This window comes from Paenibacillus vortex V453, assembly GCF_000193415.1.
Taxonomy (GTDB): domain Bacteria; phylum Bacillota; class Bacilli; order Paenibacillales; family Paenibacillaceae; genus Paenibacillus_AQ; species Paenibacillus_AQ glucanolyticus.
Genome location: NZ_ADHJ01000014.1, coordinates 191,039 through 209,467 on the forward strand (window position 1 = coordinate 191,039; position 18,429 = coordinate 209,467).

At 47.6% G+C, this 18,429-nt stretch carries 12 protein-coding genes and 2 pseudogenes; 12 read left to right on the forward strand and 2 right to left on the reverse strand.

The genetic code is table 11. From position 1 onward, the window contains the following. The first annotated feature begins 200 nt into the window (after window positions 1-200). Window positions 201-3,581, forward strand: coding sequence for an S-layer homology domain-containing protein (locus PVOR_RS29120; RefSeq protein ID WP_268741782.1), 3,381 nt, complete (start codon window positions 201-203; stop codon window positions 3,579-3,581). A gap of 108 nt (window positions 3,582-3,689) precedes the next feature. On the opposite strand, the gene PVOR_RS07755 is transcribed toward PVOR_RS29120, so the two are convergent. Beyond that, window positions 3,690-5,744, reverse strand: coding sequence for a hypothetical protein (locus PVOR_RS07755; protein ID WP_006208594.1), 2,055 nt, complete (start codon window positions 5,742-5,744; stop codon window positions 3,690-3,692). Between the two features lie 274 nt (window positions 5,745-6,018). Here PVOR_RS07755 and PVOR_RS29125 point away from each other — a divergent pair, with 274 nt between their 5' ends. From PVOR_RS29125 to PVOR_RS07785, 6 genes and pseudogenes are all read left to right on the forward strand, one after another. Continuing rightward, window positions 6,019-8,871, forward strand: a complete 2,853-nt coding sequence (locus PVOR_RS29125) for a X2-like carbohydrate binding domain-containing protein (protein ID WP_006208595.1) — start codon at window positions 6,019-6,021, stop codon at window positions 8,869-8,871. Beyond that, entirely contained in the window at window positions 8,796-10,322 is a 1,527-nt protein-coding gene (locus PVOR_RS07765) for an S-layer homology domain-containing protein (RefSeq protein WP_006208596.1), read from the forward strand. The genes PVOR_RS29125 and PVOR_RS07765 overlap by 76 nt, the downstream gene beginning before the upstream one ends. Window positions 10,323-11,070: 748 nt before the next feature. Then, the gene (locus tag PVOR_RS07770; protein WP_006208597.1) at window positions 11,071-11,991 is read left to right on the forward strand and encodes an AAA family ATPase; all 921 of its coding nucleotides are present in this window, start codon (window positions 11,071-11,073) and stop codon (window positions 11,989-11,991) included. 267 nt (window positions 11,992-12,258) lie between these two features. Continuing rightward, window positions 12,259-12,834: a 50S ribosomal protein L25 gene (locus PVOR_RS07775; protein WP_006208599.1), complete on the forward strand. Its 576-nt coding sequence runs from the start codon at window positions 12,259-12,261 to the stop codon at window positions 12,832-12,834. Between the two features lie 192 nt (window positions 12,835-13,026). Then, window positions 13,027-13,734: a DNA alkylation repair protein gene (locus PVOR_RS07780; protein WP_006208600.1), complete on the forward strand. Its 708-nt coding sequence runs from the start codon at window positions 13,027-13,029 to the stop codon at window positions 13,732-13,734. Between the two features lie 13 nt (window positions 13,735-13,747). After that, window positions 13,748-14,017 (forward strand): annotated as a pseudogene (locus PVOR_RS07785) (iron chaperone); the annotation flags it as partial. A 64-nt stretch (window positions 14,018-14,081) separates the two neighbouring features. Here PVOR_RS07785 and PVOR_RS07790 read toward each other — a convergent pair. Beyond that, window positions 14,082-14,512 (reverse strand): annotated as a pseudogene (locus PVOR_RS07790) (GNAT family N-acetyltransferase). Window positions 14,513-14,858: 346 nt separating this feature from the next. Between PVOR_RS07790 and erm the strand changes: the two are divergent. From erm to PVOR_RS07815, 5 genes are all read left to right on the forward strand, one after another. Then, the gene (gene erm / locus PVOR_RS07795; RefSeq protein ID WP_006208602.1) at window positions 14,859-15,722 is read left to right on the forward strand and encodes a 23S ribosomal RNA methyltransferase Erm; all 864 of its coding nucleotides are present in this window, start codon (window positions 14,859-14,861) and stop codon (window positions 15,720-15,722) included. Between the two features lie 126 nt (window positions 15,723-15,848). Next, window positions 15,849-16,226: a MerR family DNA-binding transcriptional regulator gene (locus PVOR_RS07800; RefSeq protein ID WP_006208603.1), complete on the forward strand. Its 378-nt coding sequence runs from the start codon at window positions 15,849-15,851 to the stop codon at window positions 16,224-16,226. After that, complete coding sequence (locus tag PVOR_RS07805; RefSeq protein ID WP_006208604.1) at window positions 16,223-16,543, forward strand: thioredoxin family protein; 321 nt, start codon at window positions 16,223-16,225, stop codon at window positions 16,541-16,543. The genes PVOR_RS07800 and PVOR_RS07805 overlap by 4 nt, the downstream gene beginning before the upstream one ends. Window positions 16,544-16,669: 126 nt before the next feature. Next, window positions 16,670-17,347 (forward strand): CPBP family intramembrane glutamic endopeptidase, encoded by a 678-nt coding sequence (locus tag PVOR_RS07810; protein ID WP_006208605.1) that lies wholly within the window; start codon window positions 16,670-16,672, stop codon window positions 17,345-17,347. A gap of 131 nt (window positions 17,348-17,478) precedes the next feature. Then, entirely contained in the window at window positions 17,479-18,384 is a 906-nt protein-coding gene (locus tag PVOR_RS07815) for a hypothetical protein (RefSeq protein WP_006208606.1), read from the forward strand. Window positions 18,385-18,429 lie beyond the last annotated feature (45 nt).

Genomic DNA, 18,429 nt, shown 5'->3' on the forward strand with positions numbered 1-18,429 from the left:
GTCCATTAGAATCATAATGACACGTTGCTTTTATTTGTCATGCCGTGCTTTATGTTCAGCAATTGAAAGGAGAAAGAAGAATGCGTAAATCAGGAAATAAAGTTATGGTTCTGATCTTGGTCTTTTCCATCATGATGTTCAGCGTTCCATATGGGAATCCGTCGGCAGCGGCAGAAATGGGGAACAATGGTCAATCGTCTATGCCATCAGATCCTGCCTCACCAATCAAAGCAACTCAGATCGCAGGAGGAGACGACCATTCACTGGCGGTGAAATCAGATGGAACGGTCGTCGGATGGGGCGATAATGGTTTTGGACAAACGAATGTGCCCACGGAATTGAATGGTGTCAAGGCCATCGCAGCAGGAGATAACTTTTCGTTGGCACTGAAATCAGATGGCACGGTCGTCGGATGGGGCTATAATTATTTTGGACAAACGAATGTGCCAACGGGATTGAGTGGTTTAGAGGCCATCGCAGCAGGATGGGGCCATTCATTGGGACTGAAATCGGATGGTACAGTCGTCGGATGGGGCTATAATGGTTATGGACAAGTGGATGTGCCAATCGAAAAATTGAGTGGGGGTGTCAAAGCCATCGCAGCAGGATACCACCATTCGCTGGCGCTAAAATCAGATGGTACGGTCGTCGGATGGGGCTGGGATTATTATGGACAATCGATTGTACCAGGGGAATTGACTGATATCAAGGCAATCGCCGCAGGAATCGATCATTCGTTGGCGCTGAAGTCAGATGGTACGGTCGTCGCGTGGGGCACAGATAATGGTGGGCAAACGATTGTACCAAACGGGTTGAGTGATGTCGTGGCCATCGCAGCAGGATACAGGCATTCGCTGGCGCTGAAATCAGATGGCACGGTCGTCGCGTGGGGCTCTAATAATGATGGACAAAGGAATGTGCCAAAGGATTTGAGCGATGTCGTGGCCATCACAGCAGGAATCGATCATTCGTTGGCGCTGAAGTCAGATGGCACGGTCGTCGCGTGGGGCTATAATTATTATGGACAATCGAATGTGCCCGGTAATGACAACCTGAAGGGGCTATCTCTGCAGGAAGGTTCATTCGACACTCCGTTCTCACCATCCACTCTATCTTATACGTCCTATATTGACCCAGAGCTATCAAGCATTCATGTAACGGCGACATTAGAAGACGTTGCTAATGGAGCGTTATATGTAAACAATCAGCTGGTACCAAGCGGAAGCACAGCGACGGTTGATATCTCGGGAGATTCAACAGTCATCCCGATTCGGGTTGAGCCCTACTTGAAACCCGGCAAAACTTACACAATTACCGTCTTGAAGGATTCCATACCTCCCGACATTCAATTCGAACCCAACGGCAATACGTTACCGGCTTTAACAGCGGAAAGTAAAGTAACCGTGACAGACACGGTGAGCAATGTCGATGATACTTCGCTGCAATATGCCTGGACACAAAGCAGTGCGGTTCCTAGTGAAGGCTGGAAGAATTTCGTGAGTGGGGATACGCTGGAGCAAACAAGCGGTGACGACAATTGGTATTTACACATTCATGCGGCAGATCGGCTAGGAAACGTTGCCGAAGTGGTCTCGAATGCTTTTGTTCTCGATAACACACCGCCGACGGTTACCCTGTCAAGCACGGCAAGCGGTACGGTTAATGCTTCCTTTCCCATTACGATGACCTTCAGCGAACCTGTAACCGGTTTTACCGCAGAGGGCATCCATGTAAGCAATGCTGCAATTACCAACTTGGCCACCGTTGATTCGAAGACATACACGGCTGCGGTTACGCCGATGGCGAACGGCCAGATGGTGACCGTGCAAGTGGCGGCGGACGAGGCCATGGATGCAACCGGACATAAGAATGAAGCGTCCGAAGTCTTGAGCTTCATGTACGATACGACCAAGCCTGTCATTACCTTCGGATTTACGGATAACCAAATTTTCCGTACCCCACCGCTTACCATCGAATTGTCAGTCAGCGAAGCAGTCTACCGGATGAAAGACGGGGGAGAAGTAGAGGACACGGATATACAAACGCTTGTGCACCTTGAAAAGGATGGGCAACCGTTCACAGACTTCGCAGGCAGCTACGACAAAGCGTCTCATACATTTGCGCTAACGTTTAACCATTCACTTGAGAATGGTCTATACCATGTGATGGTGGAAGGAGATGTATTGCAAAATGCGAGCCGCAACACACTGGATGCAGCAAGTGCAAGCTTTACGGTTGCTGTACCTGTTGTGACCGGTATTTCTGCCAATCCAACCAGCCTTACCCACACCGGGGGAAGTACGACCGTCTCCATTACAGGTTCACATCTTACGGGTCAGATTTTAAAAATGTACGTTGACGGGGTAGAAGCTGCAACAGCGATTGTCGGCAGTGACAGCAGTGCCGAAGCCGCTATTGCATTACCGAAAAACACGACTTACCAAACGAAGAACTATAGCTTAACCGTGTATTTAAACGGTGAGGAGGTGCGAGAAAGCTCGGTTTCGGTCTCTGTGGCAGGATCAACTCCGCCAACACCGTCCATACCCACATCACCGATAACACCATCAACGCCCTCAACATCCTCTACACCGACAACCATACCCATACCACGGCCTCAAAATGAAATCGATCCAAGCAAAGGAGGGACGATTACCATTCGAGGTGTTGAATTAACATTTCCTGTCGGTGTATTTAGGAGTGTTTTTACAGTAAACATAGAGGACGTCTCAAATTTAAAAGAAGAATGGCGACCAAAAGACAATAAAATCATCAGCAGGACTTATGAGATCACAAAGAACTTAGCTGGAAACTTTGACAAACCTGTGACCCTTACCTTGCCTTTTGATGTAGGACAGATGGATCAGGATGACTACACGGTCGCCGTCTATTGGTTAAATGAAGCAACAGGAGAATGGATTCCGTTAGACCATATCAAGGCTGACTGGAATACGGGCAAAGTTAGCGGCAGTACCAGCCACTTTGCGAAATTTGCCGTACTCGCAACCCAAAAACCTAAAGAACAAGAACAACCAACCATAAAACCGACTGATATTGCCGGACACTGGGCAGAGACAAACATTAAACAAGCGATAAACGATGGTATCGTCACTGGCTATCCGGACGGAACATTCAAGCCGAATCGCATGGTGACGCGTGCTGAATTTGCGGTCATGCTGATGAACGCATTGAAGCTGCAGGGAAATGGAGCTAATCTGACGTTTACAGATTCGGCGCAGATCGGTTCATGGGCACGGAAAGCAGTCGCACAAGCGGTAGAAGCGTGGATTATAATAGGGAAAGAGGACGGTGCTTTCCGTCCCAATGCTGCAATTACACGCTCTGAGATGGCAGCGATGATCGCAAGAGCGCTCAACCTGGCAGTCGAAACAACGAATGCCGCAACCAGCTTCGCGGATGACAAGGACATACCGGCATGGGCAACAGGTGCCGTGACAGCATTGAAGAACATGGGCGTCATCGATGGTAAAGGCGGAAACAAATTTGATCCTCAAAATCAAACATCCAGAGCAGAAGCAGTGACCGTTCTGTTAAAAATGATGGCACAAATGAGCAAGTAATCCATCGGACAGCGACGGGAACTGAAGAAGTTGTCCGAGGAAGATAAGGTAAGGTAATCCCCAAAGAAGGAAAGCCCGAATCAACAAGGGCTTTCCTTTTTTTTGCGGTTACGTCGCACCCTTTATCATGTCTATAAGGTTTTGAATCGCCGTTCTTCGCGCCCGGTAGTAGGTGGCACGACTTATGAACAACTGCTCAGCCGCCATTTCCGCAGTGATCAGCGGAGCTTCTGCGAGAATCTTCAGTAAGGCCTGATCTCTCTTGGTCAGTGGAAAAGGGGGATGATTAGAAAAAACACTTTGAAGTTTATGCTGCAATTCGGGTCCGCTGCACGATAACTTGCGTGCCAGATCCGATTGTTCGAGAGCAGTAGGATTGTCCATCAATGTCAGTGCCGCTATCATCTCTTTTTCCGTAAACTCATAAGACGTACCCGCTTTTTCCCCACCTAAAGGAATTTTAACCAGGTCCAGGATATGATCGCCAACCTCGGACCCGCGCAAATCACGTGTATGAATGAGTGCGCCATAGAGGGGGTGTTCCCTCGTTCTGCCTGGAAGGGGCCTCGATTGGAAACCGAGATTTCCAAGCATTTCGTTGGTCTGCTCATAAGTGGTGAGGATGACGTGACGAAGACCCGCCGTATAGTGAATAATCGAGTCTGAAACGATCGTACCGACCAATTCATGAAAAGTATAATCGCTTTTGCGAGTGGAAACGCCTGTGAGTAACTGATAATAGGTATCCGCCTGCTCAATGGGCAAATGCCGCATATATTTGATTTCTTTTGGAAAAACGTCGTCTAACACGCCCGGTATAAAGTGATCCAGCAATGAAATGGTTTCTTTATAAAGCAGGACGCCTGCAGTAAATGTCAACGGAACCTCTTCTGCGGAGCGGAACACATGAATGCTCTCCGGAAATTGCTCAGCCAGGGCGTTTAGAAGGGCATGATCGATCTCTGAAGAGATGGAGTACGCGATATCCTCCGTTATGATTTGATGCAACTGGGGCAGATCCGGGGTGCGAAATGGCTGCATTTCCATGAGCTCCATATTGGCAGAAATGATCGAGATGGAATTCAGATGAAAAATATCCCGGCAAGTCGATAGCATAACGGAAGCAATCCGCTTTTTTTCTTGTCCACCCGCTTGTTTGAGTTCTTTCGTCAATCCCTCCATAATCTTTATTCTTAGTTCCTGAAAACGCAGAGGTTCACGTTGCAAAAGGTCCTCGATTAAAAAGGTTCGCGCTACATCGTGCAGTGCAAGACCCCCCGCCGTCGGACGGATAAAGGAGTACCCAGTGAGCCGCTCAAGATCCATCATGGATAAGGGAGTTCCGAGTAGCCAGCCCAGCCACTTCGGATCCGCATACGGTAAAATACATAGCAATTCCAGTACCTCTTTCAATTCGGAGGAGGTGACTTCACGCAGCATTTCGGCGCTGACCCGCATGGAAATGGGCATAACTGAAGCGGCTGATTCCGGCCTTGGGAATAACAGATGCTCAGCAAATAGCGCCATAGCGAGAGGTAATCCTTGTGAATCGCCGATGAGTTGCTCCACCTCACTTTCTATTGCCAATCCTCTTTGAGAAAAGTAGTTCCGCGCCTCTCCTCCCGTGAGGGGACCAAGCTTGATATGCCTAATTCTATTCTGCCATGCCAGGTCCATCTGCCAATAGAATGACAGGTCTTGTCTGGATGCCAGAACGACAAGCAGCCCGCTCGCGGACAGCCCTGGAAGGAACGCTTCCCTGAACCAGCCCTCTATTTTGTGAATGTACTCATAGTTATCGATACACAGAAGCAATTTCCCGCGAGCCATCTCGGCGATGATATCCTGAATGGATTTGTGGTGTGAAGCTGTCACAAGCGGATGATGAACGAGAAAGGCTTTTAACGATTCTAGGAATCCAGCTGGCGTGTCCATGCAAACCCTACCATCCAGCCATATCGAGTTTACTCCTTCTCGTTGCGCCATGTTCAGAAATTGAAGCATAAGCGCAGACTTACCAATTCCGCCCATGCCAGAAATAAATAACACCTCGGCGGGGGCATCCTGCTGAACTAACCAATTTTTCATGAAGCGGAGTTCTTTATCCCTTCCTACGAACAGACGAGTCCGCTCCACAGAAAGTGCTTCCCCAAGTTTCCCCATAATGTTTCTCCAATTCTAAAGTGACATAAAGTAAATGCAAGTACGCAAAAAGTCCTAATTTATAAAGTTTAAAACTTCGAGAGTATTTGGCGGAAATCCTCTTTTAATTTGCAATATCCGTGAGTCATTTGAGACAAAATTGATATGAACTTGAGACCCTATAACCCAAATAATCTCTTATAGTGATACATGAAGTGTTAATTGCAAGGGAGGAATTCTCTATAACAAGCCGTCACACTGCTGAATAATTGAAAAGATGGGAGTGATATATGTCGTGTTATCGATTAGACGGAGTCGGATTCTGAAGATTGTCTTAATCATTCTTCTGATTGCAGCATTTTTTGCGGCACCCGAGTCGACTTCGGCAGATACGAGTTTGAAAAACGTGGAAACAGGTCGTTTGCCTTATTCAGTCGCGGTGAATCCGGTAACGAACAAAATTTATGTAGTCAATAAACTCAGCCACAACATGACGATCATTGACGGAGCGACCAATAAGTCGAAGACTATAGAGGTAGGCAAAAATCCTGAAAAAGTCTCGGTGAACCCGGTGACGAACAAAATCTATGTCACCCTTGGCGAACAGAAAGTAGCTGTCATTGACGGGGAGAGCGACACGGTGACGACAAAGGTAGCAGTAGGGTCCTCTCCTACTTCAGTCGAAGTGAACACGGTGACGAACAAAATTTATGTCGTTAATGTTAATAGCAACACCGTGACGATCATTGACGGCATGAGCAACGAAACGACAGAGGTAAAGGTAGGAAATAAACCTGTTGCAGTCGCGGTAAACTCAGTGACGAACAAAGCCTATGTCGCCAATCAAGTAGACGACACCGTGACTGTCATTGAAGGCTCGACCTACAAGAAGACATTAGTGACGGACGTCCGTCCTTCTAGAGTCGCGGTGAACCCGGTGACGAACAAAATCTACGTCAACAATATTTACAGCAGTACTGTGTCGGTCATTGACGGCGCGAGCGACACGATCATGTCATCGGAAAAGGTAGGAAGTGCTCCTTGGGGGGTCGCGGTGAACCCGGTGACGAACAAAATCTATGTCGCCAATACGAGCAGCAATAACGTGACGATCATTGACGGAGCGACCGACAAGGCAATGACTACGGTAGGGGCAGGATACCGTCCTGAGGCCGTGGCGGTGAACCCGGTGACGAACAAGATCTATGTCGCCAATGAAGACGATAAAGTGACGGTCATTGACGGGGAGAGCGACACGGCAATGACGACGATAGCAGCGGGAGATTTTCCTGTTGCGGTCGCGGTGAACCCGGTTACGAATAAAATCTATGTCGCTAATCAAATGAGCGACACCGTGACGGTCATTGACGGTGCGAGCTACACACCGACGACGGTAGAGGCGGAAGACGGTCCTATTTCCGTCGCGGTGAATCCGGTGACGAACAAAATTTATGTCGCCAATATTCGCAGCCACAGCGTGACGGTCATTGACGGTGCGAGCAACGAGACGACGACTTTAGCAGTGGGAGTTAATCCTACTGCCGTCGCGGTGAATACAGTAACGAACAAAATCTATGTCACCAATTCTGACAGCAACACTATAACTGTCATTGATGGGGTGAGCAACGAGACGACAACGATAGCAACAGGAATTTATCCAGCGAAAGTCGTGGTGAACCCAGTAACAAACAAAATCTATGTTGCCAATAGTGGTAGCAACAGCGTGACGGTCATTGATGGTGCGAGCAACGAGACGACAACGGTAGATGCAGGAGCCGGTCCTTCTGCAATCGATGTGAATCCAGTAACGAACAAAATCTATGTCAGTAATACGGAAAGCCACAATGTGACGGTTATTGACGGTACAAACAACGAGACGACGACAGTAGCAACAGGATATGGGCCAGGGGCAATCGCGGTGAATCCGGTGACGAACAAAATCTATGTGACCAGTGATAAGATCTACTACGTAACTGTCATAGATGGCGCGAGCAACGAGACGACAACGGTAGCAACGGGAAACGTTACTAATGCCGTCGCGGTGAATCCGGTAACGAACAAAATCTATGTCACCAATAATTTCATCGGCAATGTGACTGTCATTGACGGTGAGAACAACGGGACGACGACAGTAGCAGTGGGATATGGGCCAAGGGCCGTCGCGGTGAATCCGGTGACGAACAAAATTTATGTCGCCAATATTGTCAACGATACCATGAGCATCATTGACGGTGAGAGCAACACGTCTACGGCCGTACTGGCGGGAAAAGGACCTGTGGGGGTGGCGGTGAATCCAGTGACGAACAAAGTCTATGTCGCCAATATTGACAGTAACAATGTGAGTACGTTTGATTTTGCCGGGCGTACAACGAATCCATTGACTGTTGCGATTTCACCATTGTCCGGCAACATTGCTTACGGTCCGGATACGACGTTTACTTTCGAAGTGTCTAATACCTACAGCCCCTATTCCCCGGAGGTACAAGGCGTTTACTTCCAGCTCGATCATACGGAAGGTGCTTGGGTGAAGGCGAGTCCGTCCGGAGGTAACTGGACTGGAACGTTGACCTCGCTGCCATACGGACAGCATGTACTTTATGTTTTAGCCTTTGAGGCTCAGGGAAATGGCGTTTCGGCTGGAATAGCCGATGCCTACGCTTTTAACGTGTTGCCAGAGAATATGATCAGTCCGGCGATCGCGAGCTTTGACAAATATGCCGAAGCCGCATCCTATACGGATGTGACGACAACATGGACGCTATATGGCAATACGCTGAGCAGCATTACGTTTGGAACGGAGACTTTGGTGCCGGGAACGGACTATACCGTTTCAGGCGGGAACACAGTGACGATCAAGAAGGAGTACCTTGCTGCGCAGTCAGTGGGTACAGTGAACCTGACGTTTACATTCAGCAGGGGAGCGGCACAGACTCTATCGATAACCGTAAGTGATTCGACCCCGCCAGGGACTCCAACGGGATTGACTGCAACAGCCGGGAACGAACAAGTTGAATTAAGCTGGAGCGGCGTGCCCGGAACAGTTACCTACAGTGTCTACGGAGGGACGGCTTCGTGGTGTATACGTACTACAACGACTATCGACCGTACGTACGGTACGTACGGACCAGCTATACAGCGACAGGTCTGACGAACGAGACAACATATTATTTTGCGGTGATGGCAAGCAACGAGTCAGGAGATAGCGGCTACTCCAACGAAGCGAGTGCGACACCCAGAACGGGCAGCACTCCTCCAAATTCATCCGGTGGCACTCCTTCAACTACGAACCCGCCGTTCAACCACAACCCAATAAATGTTCCGAAGACGCAAAATAACATTCATGTGACCATCAATGGCCAGATGCAAGAGGGAATCACGACAGATGCCATCACGACCGACAATGGACTGACCGTGCAGTCGGTTACCATCGATGCAGCAAAACTGTCTGAGGCACTGGCGAAAGAAGTAGATAAGCCAGTAATCGTGATTGCCGTGAATTCGAGCGCCGATAAAGTCACCGTGGCGCTGACCGGGGAAGCGGTGGAATCCCTAAAGAACAAGCAAGCTATAATAGAGGTTCACACATCTAACGGAAACTACAAGTTGCCTGCGACGGAACTCGGGATGGATCGTTTTTCGGCACAGCTTGGAGACCCGGTGGTGCTGAAGGACGTCATGGTGCATGTGGATATTGCGAAGAGCGGGATAGATAAAATAAGACTTTTGGAAAACACGTCAAAAAAAGGACGATTTACCGTAATGTTTCCGCCCGTTGATTTTACGATAACGGCCTCGTACAAGGGGAAGACAGTGAACTTAGACAAGTTTACGTCCTATGTAGAGCGTGAAATTCCGTTGCCGGAAGGAGTCGATCCGAACAAGGTCACAACGGCCATTGTGTTAGAAGCAAATGGGAGAGTCCGACATGTACCTACTAATTTAACTTTACGAGATGGGAAGTATTACTCAGTTGCGAGTAGTATGACGAACAGCACGTACTCACTGATTTGGCATCCGATGAGGTTTGCGGATGTGGAGGGACATTGGTCTCAAGCAGCAGTCAATGACATGGCGTCACGAATGGTAGTGAACGGGGTTGATGCAACTCATTATCTGCCCAACGCAGCTATCACGCGCGCGGAATTCGCGGCGATTATCGTGCGGGCGCTGGGACTGACAAACAATGGAGTAAAATCTGTGTTCGAGGATGTGAAATCCGGTGACTGGTATGCCGGAGCGGTAGCGACGGCGCAGGAATATGGCATCACCGCGGGGGACGAGGACGGAACATTCCACCCGGCGGAGACGATCACCCGCGAAGAGGCGATGGTCATGATTGCACGGGCCATGAAGCTTGCAGGATTAGACACGAGCCTCAGCGTAGCGGAAGCGGATGCTGCACTCTCAAAGTTCGCGGACCGCGCTTCGGTAGCTATTTGGGCCCAACAAGCGGTCGCAGCTACGGTGAAAATGGGACTTGTGAGCGGATCCGACGCAGGGCTACAGCCGAAAAGCGACATCACCAGAGCGGAAACGGCGGTCATCGTTCAGCGGATGCTGGAGAAGGCTGGACTTATCGATAACAAGCATTCGGAATAGCCATCTTGATGGATCGACACATGTGAATACTACTCAACTGTTGGTCGGGAAATAATAATAGTTGAGTAGTATTGACGCATACAGCAACGGAGCGGAAGATGAGGCGAACTCCCGGATGCTGCGAATTTCGTCCAATTTATTTAGAACATCTTGGACTTGAAAAAGATAAAGAGGGGCCAAGGCCCCTCTTTTTTGTTGCTTGAAAAGATGATATGCACTTTTTATAAAAGACTCTATTGCAGAAATTAACTTAGTTAGTGTTGTTCCTTATAAAGTAATCTCGGGTATCTGTTCGCACCTTCAACTAAAGCCGCTTCTAAATTAGCAGTAAAGTAAGCTAGTGGAACATTAGGTGAAAAATAAGAGTTTCCGGGACAGTAAGAAGCGGCCAAGACGGAAATATTCCGGAGTTTTTCATGCTCCAGTGAAGACGTGCGCCCATAGTTTGAAGGCCTACCGAACTAACACGCATACTCAATATGCTACGCAGCGCCTGAGAGCTTCTCATTGAATCGTTGTCTATAAGAAGCTTCCTGGGTTGGCGGGAATGAATTAACGGAAGACGAACAGTGGGCGAAAATTAAACAAGGTCAACGTATTGCTAAGCAATATCGGGTTAAGTAATATTAAACTAAAAGTACTTGTCGACAGTCTTTTTACGTGAATAGAAATCTGTAGATATCACTCGGAGCATGTTCACACTGTATAATCAACACAGAGCAGATTCGATGTATGAAGGAGGAGTGACATGTATCTAGATAAATTCATATTACCCATTGATGAAGAATCCTCGTTGATACAGCAACGAATGGTAGAAAATGGCGGTAAATTTGGATATATCGATAATACTTACCCATGCGGCATTTTCTCGAAAAGTCAGTTCTCCGAATTGAGTTTTTCAAAAATAACTATTTTATATGGAGGAAACGGCTCGGGAAAAAGTACGCTCCTAAACCTTATAGCAAATCGATTGGAACTCAACCGTATTGCACCATTCAATTCAAGTGAAATGTTTGATTTATACGTTGAACATTGTAAATTTGAACTTGGATTTGACGATGAGGGATTTAAATATCGAATTCCAAATGGAAGCAGAATCATCACAAGTGATGATGTTTTTGATTATATGCTTACAGTCCGCACAAACAACGAGGAAATCGCAGATAGCACCGAAGATATCAGATTGGAATGGGGAGATCGTAACGGAAATCTGAAATATGGCAAAACAGTGAAAATGAATAGCATGGACGATTATGAAGCACTGAGGTTACAGGTGCTTTCAAGAAAAAAATCAGTCTCACGCAGGGAGTTTATTCGCAGAGTCGCCGGCACTGAGGTTAAGCTGAACAGCAACGGCGAGACAGCCCTGAGTTATTTCAATTCCAAATTAAAAAATGACACATTGTATTGCTTGGATGAACCGGAGAACAGTCTGTCTCCTAAAATGCAGCTTGAACTTGTCAAGATGTTAGAGCAAATGGCTCACTATTGCGGATGTCAATTTATCATTGCAACGCACTCCCCGTTTTTACTGGCGATGGAGTTTACCAAAATATATGATTTAGACACGAATCCAGTCGACATCAAGCAATGGTGGGAATTGGAAAACACCAAAGTGTACTTTGATTTTTTCAATAAACATAACAGGCTGTTTCTTGCCGATAAGTAGGAATTTGAACATTTCGATTGTTCTATAGTCTGATGCGTTCGACAATTGCCCTTTTCTATGATATGGTACCAAGTAATTAGGCATTTCGTTCCCTTGGGACGAGGTGCCTTCTCGCGTATTTAAGGCGTTTAACATTAAATGTCTATTTGGAGGTGATGCAATGGTGCTCCCGCTTTCCCTGCTACGGGGGGAGAAATCCGTAGTTCATGATGGACGATTGATGGATGAGTGGACCCAAATCATAATAATCTGAGGAGTGTTGTTGAGATGAGAGTAAATTTACGAGCAGAAACGCGCGCTGTTATGAACAAAACCGGACTGAAGCAGCTTCGCCTATCGGGACTAATCCCGGCGATTGTATTTGGCGCAGGGGAAGATAATATGATGATTCAGCTGTCAGCCAGTGAGTTCGGCAAATGGGCAAGGAACGGCAAGGGAGGGATCCTTGAGCTTTGTTTGGACAATCAGGAGCCAATTCTCGTATTGCTGGAGTCCGTTCAGCGTGATCCCGTAACTCGTGAATACATTCATGTCGACTTTTTACGTATCCATATAAACGAAGTTGTGCGCACGAGAGTTAATCTCGATTACATTGGCACCGCGAAGGGAGCCAAGGCTGGAGGAGTTGTCCAAATCCAAAGCACGTTCATCGAGATTGAATCCTTCCCGGACCATATTCCTGCCGCCATTCCAATTGATATCAGTGAACTGGAGATCGGGGATTCTTTACATGTCGGGGAGCTCAAGCTGCCAGGAGGCGTGGTGCCGATCTCTTCGGCCAACGAACTTCTTGTGTCGGTGGTGACACCGAAAGTTCAAACGGAGCAACCGGAGGCTATATAACTTCTACAGCCGGCGATCGTTTCCCGATATTCCAATCGGGAGCGATTGCCGTTTTTTAATCCAGAACTATTTTCCACCAAGGGGGGACTAGGCTTACCCGTCATTGTTCATGTACACTCAAGTCATGTGAAATGCTGGGTCGCTTATCCGGCAGCCGTATATTAAGCCAATGAAGGAAGTGAGTGTCGAACCATGAATGTAGAATCCGTTATGCTGGAGCTTGAAGGACTCGGCAAGGAACGACTCAAGAAAATGTACCTGTCCAATGGGGCGTATGAACCGCTCTTTGGCGTGGCGACAGGCGCCATGAAGCCGATGGCCAAGACAATCAAAATCAATCAGCCTTTGGCTGAGCAGCTTTACGCCACCGGTAACTACGACGCCATGTACTTTGCCGGCATCATTGCAGACCCTCAAGCGATGACTGCAGCGGATTTTGATCGTTGGATGGATGCAGCTTATTTTTATATGCTGTCCGATTATGTGGTTGCCGTTACGTTGGCAGAGACAAATATTGCTCAAGAAGTCGCGGATCAATGGATCGCAAGCGGCGAAGAGCTGAGAATGTCAGCAGGATGGAGCTGTTACTGCTGGCTGCTCGGCAGCAGACCGGATCGCGAGTTCCCGGAAGGCAAAATCTCGGACATGCTCGAACTGGTGCAAAAAACCATTCACGATTCACCGGACCGAACGAAGTCTGCAATGAATACTTTCATTTACACCGTGGCCATATCTTATTTGCCGCTCCATGATAAGGCGGTGAAGATCGCAGAGGCAATAGGCCCGGTCGAAATCAATCGGGACAAGGGGAAGAGCAAATTCCTCCATGCTTCCGAGAATATTAGAAAAGAAGTTGAGAGAGGGAAGCTTGGTTTCAAACGCAAGTATGTAAGGTGTTAACCCCTGTTTGTAATTGAAAAGTCCCGGATATTGTGAAAGCATCCCCGACGAGTACATCACGAGCTGTACGCCGGAGGTGCAAAGCATCCTTCAGACATTAAGGAATGTAATCAGGGAGTCGGCTCCAGAAGCCAGAGAAAAAATCAGCTACCAGATGCCTACCTTCGACTTTCACGGGAATCTGGTGCATTTTGCGGCGTTTAAGAAACATATCGGCTTTTACCCCGCGTTCAGCGGGATTGAAGCATTTCAAGACGAGTTAAAAAGGCAGCAAGCAAATCGAAAAAGAAGAAATCGGCTGAGAGCTGAGAGGGAAGGCAGCGCTTAGCTGTTTCTTCTTTTTATTTTTAAAGATCCTTTTTCATGTAGTAATGCGTATGCCGGCCGGCATTCTCGATCTTGCCGTATATTTCATAACCCTGCTTGATGTAAAAATCCAAGGCTTGAAAGCTCAGCGTGTCCAATTTCACGAATTCGCATTGTTTCTCTCTCGCCATGTTTTCCACCTCGCTTAACAGCTTGGCGTCCGTACCCCCGATTTACGGAATCGCTCATCCACAAACAGATAGTGGATCTCCAGCCAGTTCCAGCATATTTCCCCAACAATCCCGCCCAAGATCTCACCGTCCGCATTCCTTAACAACAAGTTTATTTCCTGGTACCTGCCTTTTAAGTCGTCCGGAAAATGGTTCAGATTAAATTCAATCATTTGGTTTCTTACATAGTTGTTGTCCCCGCTATCCGCTTCGATGGTTTCGTTCGTGAAATAGAGTCCCATATCCGTCTCCCCTTCAAGTTCTGCCAGAACACCAATCTGTGTCGATATCGGTATTCAGATTACGTCTTCTTCAACTTACCATATTTATGACCTGCCTTGGGTGGTAAAGAATCTTTTTAATAGAACGTCCCCGTGAGCTCAATGACTGCCTGTGCTACACTGTGGTTGTTACATTTTATCTGGCAGCAGCAAGGAGGATTCCATTTACATGTGTGGCATTTCATTCATGCGTATTCGCTAATGACGGTACAGACCAGCTAATTCCAGGCATTTTCTCGTGAAAATGTGAAGGATTATTTGTGCTGTACCTTTTTCATTACTATACAAATGAATGAGGTGCTTTTTTGTGTTTAAAAAAAATAAAAATCATCGGGATCCGTTGAAGACATCTTCAAACTTCCCGTCGCAAAATATGATCATCAGCAAACGTTTGATTCATGATATGATCGATTTGGCTCGGATTCATCCTCATGAAACCGTTCTTGATATCGGAGCAGGTGCCGGGGCGCTGACTTTTCCGCTGGCAGAGAAAGCGGCCAAGGTGCTTGCTATTGAGATCGATTCAGTACTTATCCATAAATTGTTGGACAAAATGGGGGAAAGGGGCAATATTGAGGTCAAGCAGTGCGATTTCCTTGAAACATCGTTGCCCTCGAAACCCTTTGTTGTAGTCGCCAATATCCCTTATTCGATCACAACGCCGATCTTCGGGAAGCTGCTCCATCCGGCAGTTCCGATGCAGAGAGCCGTAATCTTGGTGGAAAAGGGAGCGGCAAAAGGATTCACATCGCACTCCATTCGAAATCCGCGAATTTTAAACTGGAGGATGCAGTATGAGATCCGGCTCGTTCGGACGGTATCGCCCGATCATTTTGCACCGCCGCCCAAGGTGGATTCAGCCATCCTCTCCATCCGCCGGAGGGAACAGCCGCTTGTTTCCCCGCAGCATCACCAGATGTTCTCGGCGCTGGCAACCTATGGATTACGGGACCCGAAGCTGCCGTTATACGCAGCGCTATCGGAGATATTCACCCCTCCCCAGATAGCCAGGCTGGTCAAGTTGCTGAGAGTGGATCGTGAGCTTCCCATGGGTCAGCTGAACGAGGAGCAGTGGGGAACCGTGTTCCACACGATGCTCCAGCATGTGCCGCCGTATCGCCGGCCCCAGCTTCGCAAGGACTCTAGAAGCAAATCCAAGAAAAGAAAATGAAAAATAGACGATGCAATCATCGATTCTAAATAATGGACGATTCGAATGGGCGAAATACGCTTGACCCTCACACTAGTGTCAGGGTTTACAATGGAATTCAATCGTTCATCCAGGAGGCGTGAAAGCATGAAAATCGGAGAACTTGCCGCCCGTACCGGCGTCAGCATTCGTTCGCTTCGTTACTACGAACAGCAAGGGCTGCTTACGCCGGCTCGAAACGAAAACGGATATCGGGAATATTCGGTACTTGCCGAGGATCAGGTGCGAACCATCCAGTTGTATCTGAATCTTGGATTGTCTACCGAGCAGATCGCCGGGTTCCTGCACTGCGTCTTGAAGAACAAAGAGGCGTTTTGTACGGAGGTGTTTCCGATTTTTCGGCAAAAAATCGCAGAGATCGAGGCGCAAATCCACCAGTTGAATCATATCAAGACAAATCTGGAGGAACGCATGCAATCGATTCTGGACGAACGAAAATCGGAAGAAGCGGAGGAAAACAAATGAGTTTACCACGATTAGAGTCATCAAGCTTTCAAAGCGCGATCAAACCCAACGGAGTCACTCTTGTTGAATTCGGGGCCACATGGTGCCCGCCCTGCAAAGTGCTGCTCCCCATTCTCGAAGAACTGAGTCATGAGGAAGCGGGTCGCCTCGATATCTATCAGGTGGATTGCGACGAATCCCCGGAGCTTGCTGCCCAATTCGGCATCATGTCCATGCCGACGGTGATTGTGTTTCATAACGGAGAACCGACGGACAAACTAATCGGACTCCGGCCTAAGAGTGTATATCAAGCGGCGCTTGGCCGCTATGTATCATAAGAGAACAGTGGAAAGCCTCTGATCATTGTATCAGAGGCTTTCTTTTTTTTGGTAGAGGGCATTATGCTCCGTACATAGAACTCTTATATAGCGAAAACTGCGATAAGCAGCCGAAGGAGATACGATATGAGATCCAGAAAAAAGATCATTTCCGTCATAGCGATTATGGTGCTGAGCTGCCTGGCCATGAGTTTTGTCGATGCGGTAATCCGTCCGGATTACGCGGTCAAATCCATTATCAAGGTCATGTTGTTTCTGACGCTGCCGATCGGTTATGCCTTAATCACGGGCGGGATACCGTTTCGCAGGCTGTTTACCTTCGAGAGAAAAGGGCTTTCGAGGTCTCTGCTGCTGGGACTCGGCGTATTTGCCTTGATCCTGGGCGGATACTTCTTAATCGGGCCGTTCTTTGATTTTTCCAAGGTAACGGAAGCTCTGCAGAATAACCTCGGGGTAGATGCAGGCAACTTCATCTTCGTAGCTATTTATATATCGATTGTCAATTCGCTGCTGGAGGAGTTCTTTTTCCGGGGGTTTGCTTTTTTCACGCTGAAGGAACAGGTTGGACGCAGGTTTGCTTATCTGTTCAGTGCAGGGGCATTTGCCGTGTATCATATTGCCATGATGACCAGCTGGTTCTCCGTAGAGCTGTTCCTGCTGCTCATTGTCAGTTTGTTTGTGGCGGGACTCCTGTTCAACTGGCTGAATGAGCGAAACGGCAACATTTATGCGTCCTGGATGGTCCATATGTTTGCCAATCTGGCGATCAACATCATCGGATTTATGCTGTTTGGGATTATTTAAAATAAAAGTTTCATCAGGATTGACCTTCACATGATGTGACGGATTAAAATACGGGTAACTGAATAAAGGGGACTGCTTTATATGCATATTAGCGAGTTGTCGCGCAAAAAAGGGATGGAGTGGATACGAATATGAATCAACTGAACTTGAATTACTATGGCAAATACGCTGTTCCTGAAACGGTCAGGGAGCTGTTTGAATTTGAACAGGAACTGCGTGCGGAGGACTTATCACTTGATTTCAATTTGGGCTTGATCATGACACAAGAGGATATCCGCTATATGTCGACCCCGCCTGATGTAATTCCGTTTGCATCTTGCGGAGTAGATGGAATACATTATGGATTCTTAACAGATTTCGGATTGGCTGCTGATTTAGAGCAAGCGTACATCGTATGTGTGTCTCCTATGAATATGGATCAGGAGGTTTGGATTGTAGCAGCTAATATTCACGAATTCTTGCGCGTGGTATATACAGAGAACAGTATACTATACCACTACTTTCCCGAAACTAGCCACTATGCCTCTTATATAATCAACCGGGAAGTAGAGGATGTTCAAGAGAGCGTTGTTCGGGCCAAGCACAAATTACAGCAGCGATTTGCCCTTGAGCCCATTGCGGATATGTCGGAATACATAGAAGGGTTGGAGCAGAGACGTCAAGCAGAAGTAGTCTATCCGACAAGATACCCGATCGGAATTGTTCAGACCTCATCAGAGCACAAGCACGAGCGGCTGATGATTGATGCGATGAAAGATGGACCAGATCCGGAGGACGTGGAACTTTTTTTCAAGACTGCTACGGTTGAATCCAGACTTGCCTTTATCAGGGACGCTCAATCCAGGCATTTGCTGGATCGTCCGCTATTAAGGGAATGTGTAGTGAAGGGCATGGCAGATATGGGGCTGACGGATGAGGCTCTCCGACTGAATAGATCCTATGACTATCAAGAAACGATTGTTAAATTGACGAACACGCAGAACACGGCGTCTATTGTATGGTATACCGATAGCCGACTGATCCTACTCGAAGATTAATTCCAACGATAAATCCCTGAAAAGTCCCCATTTTGAACATGCTGA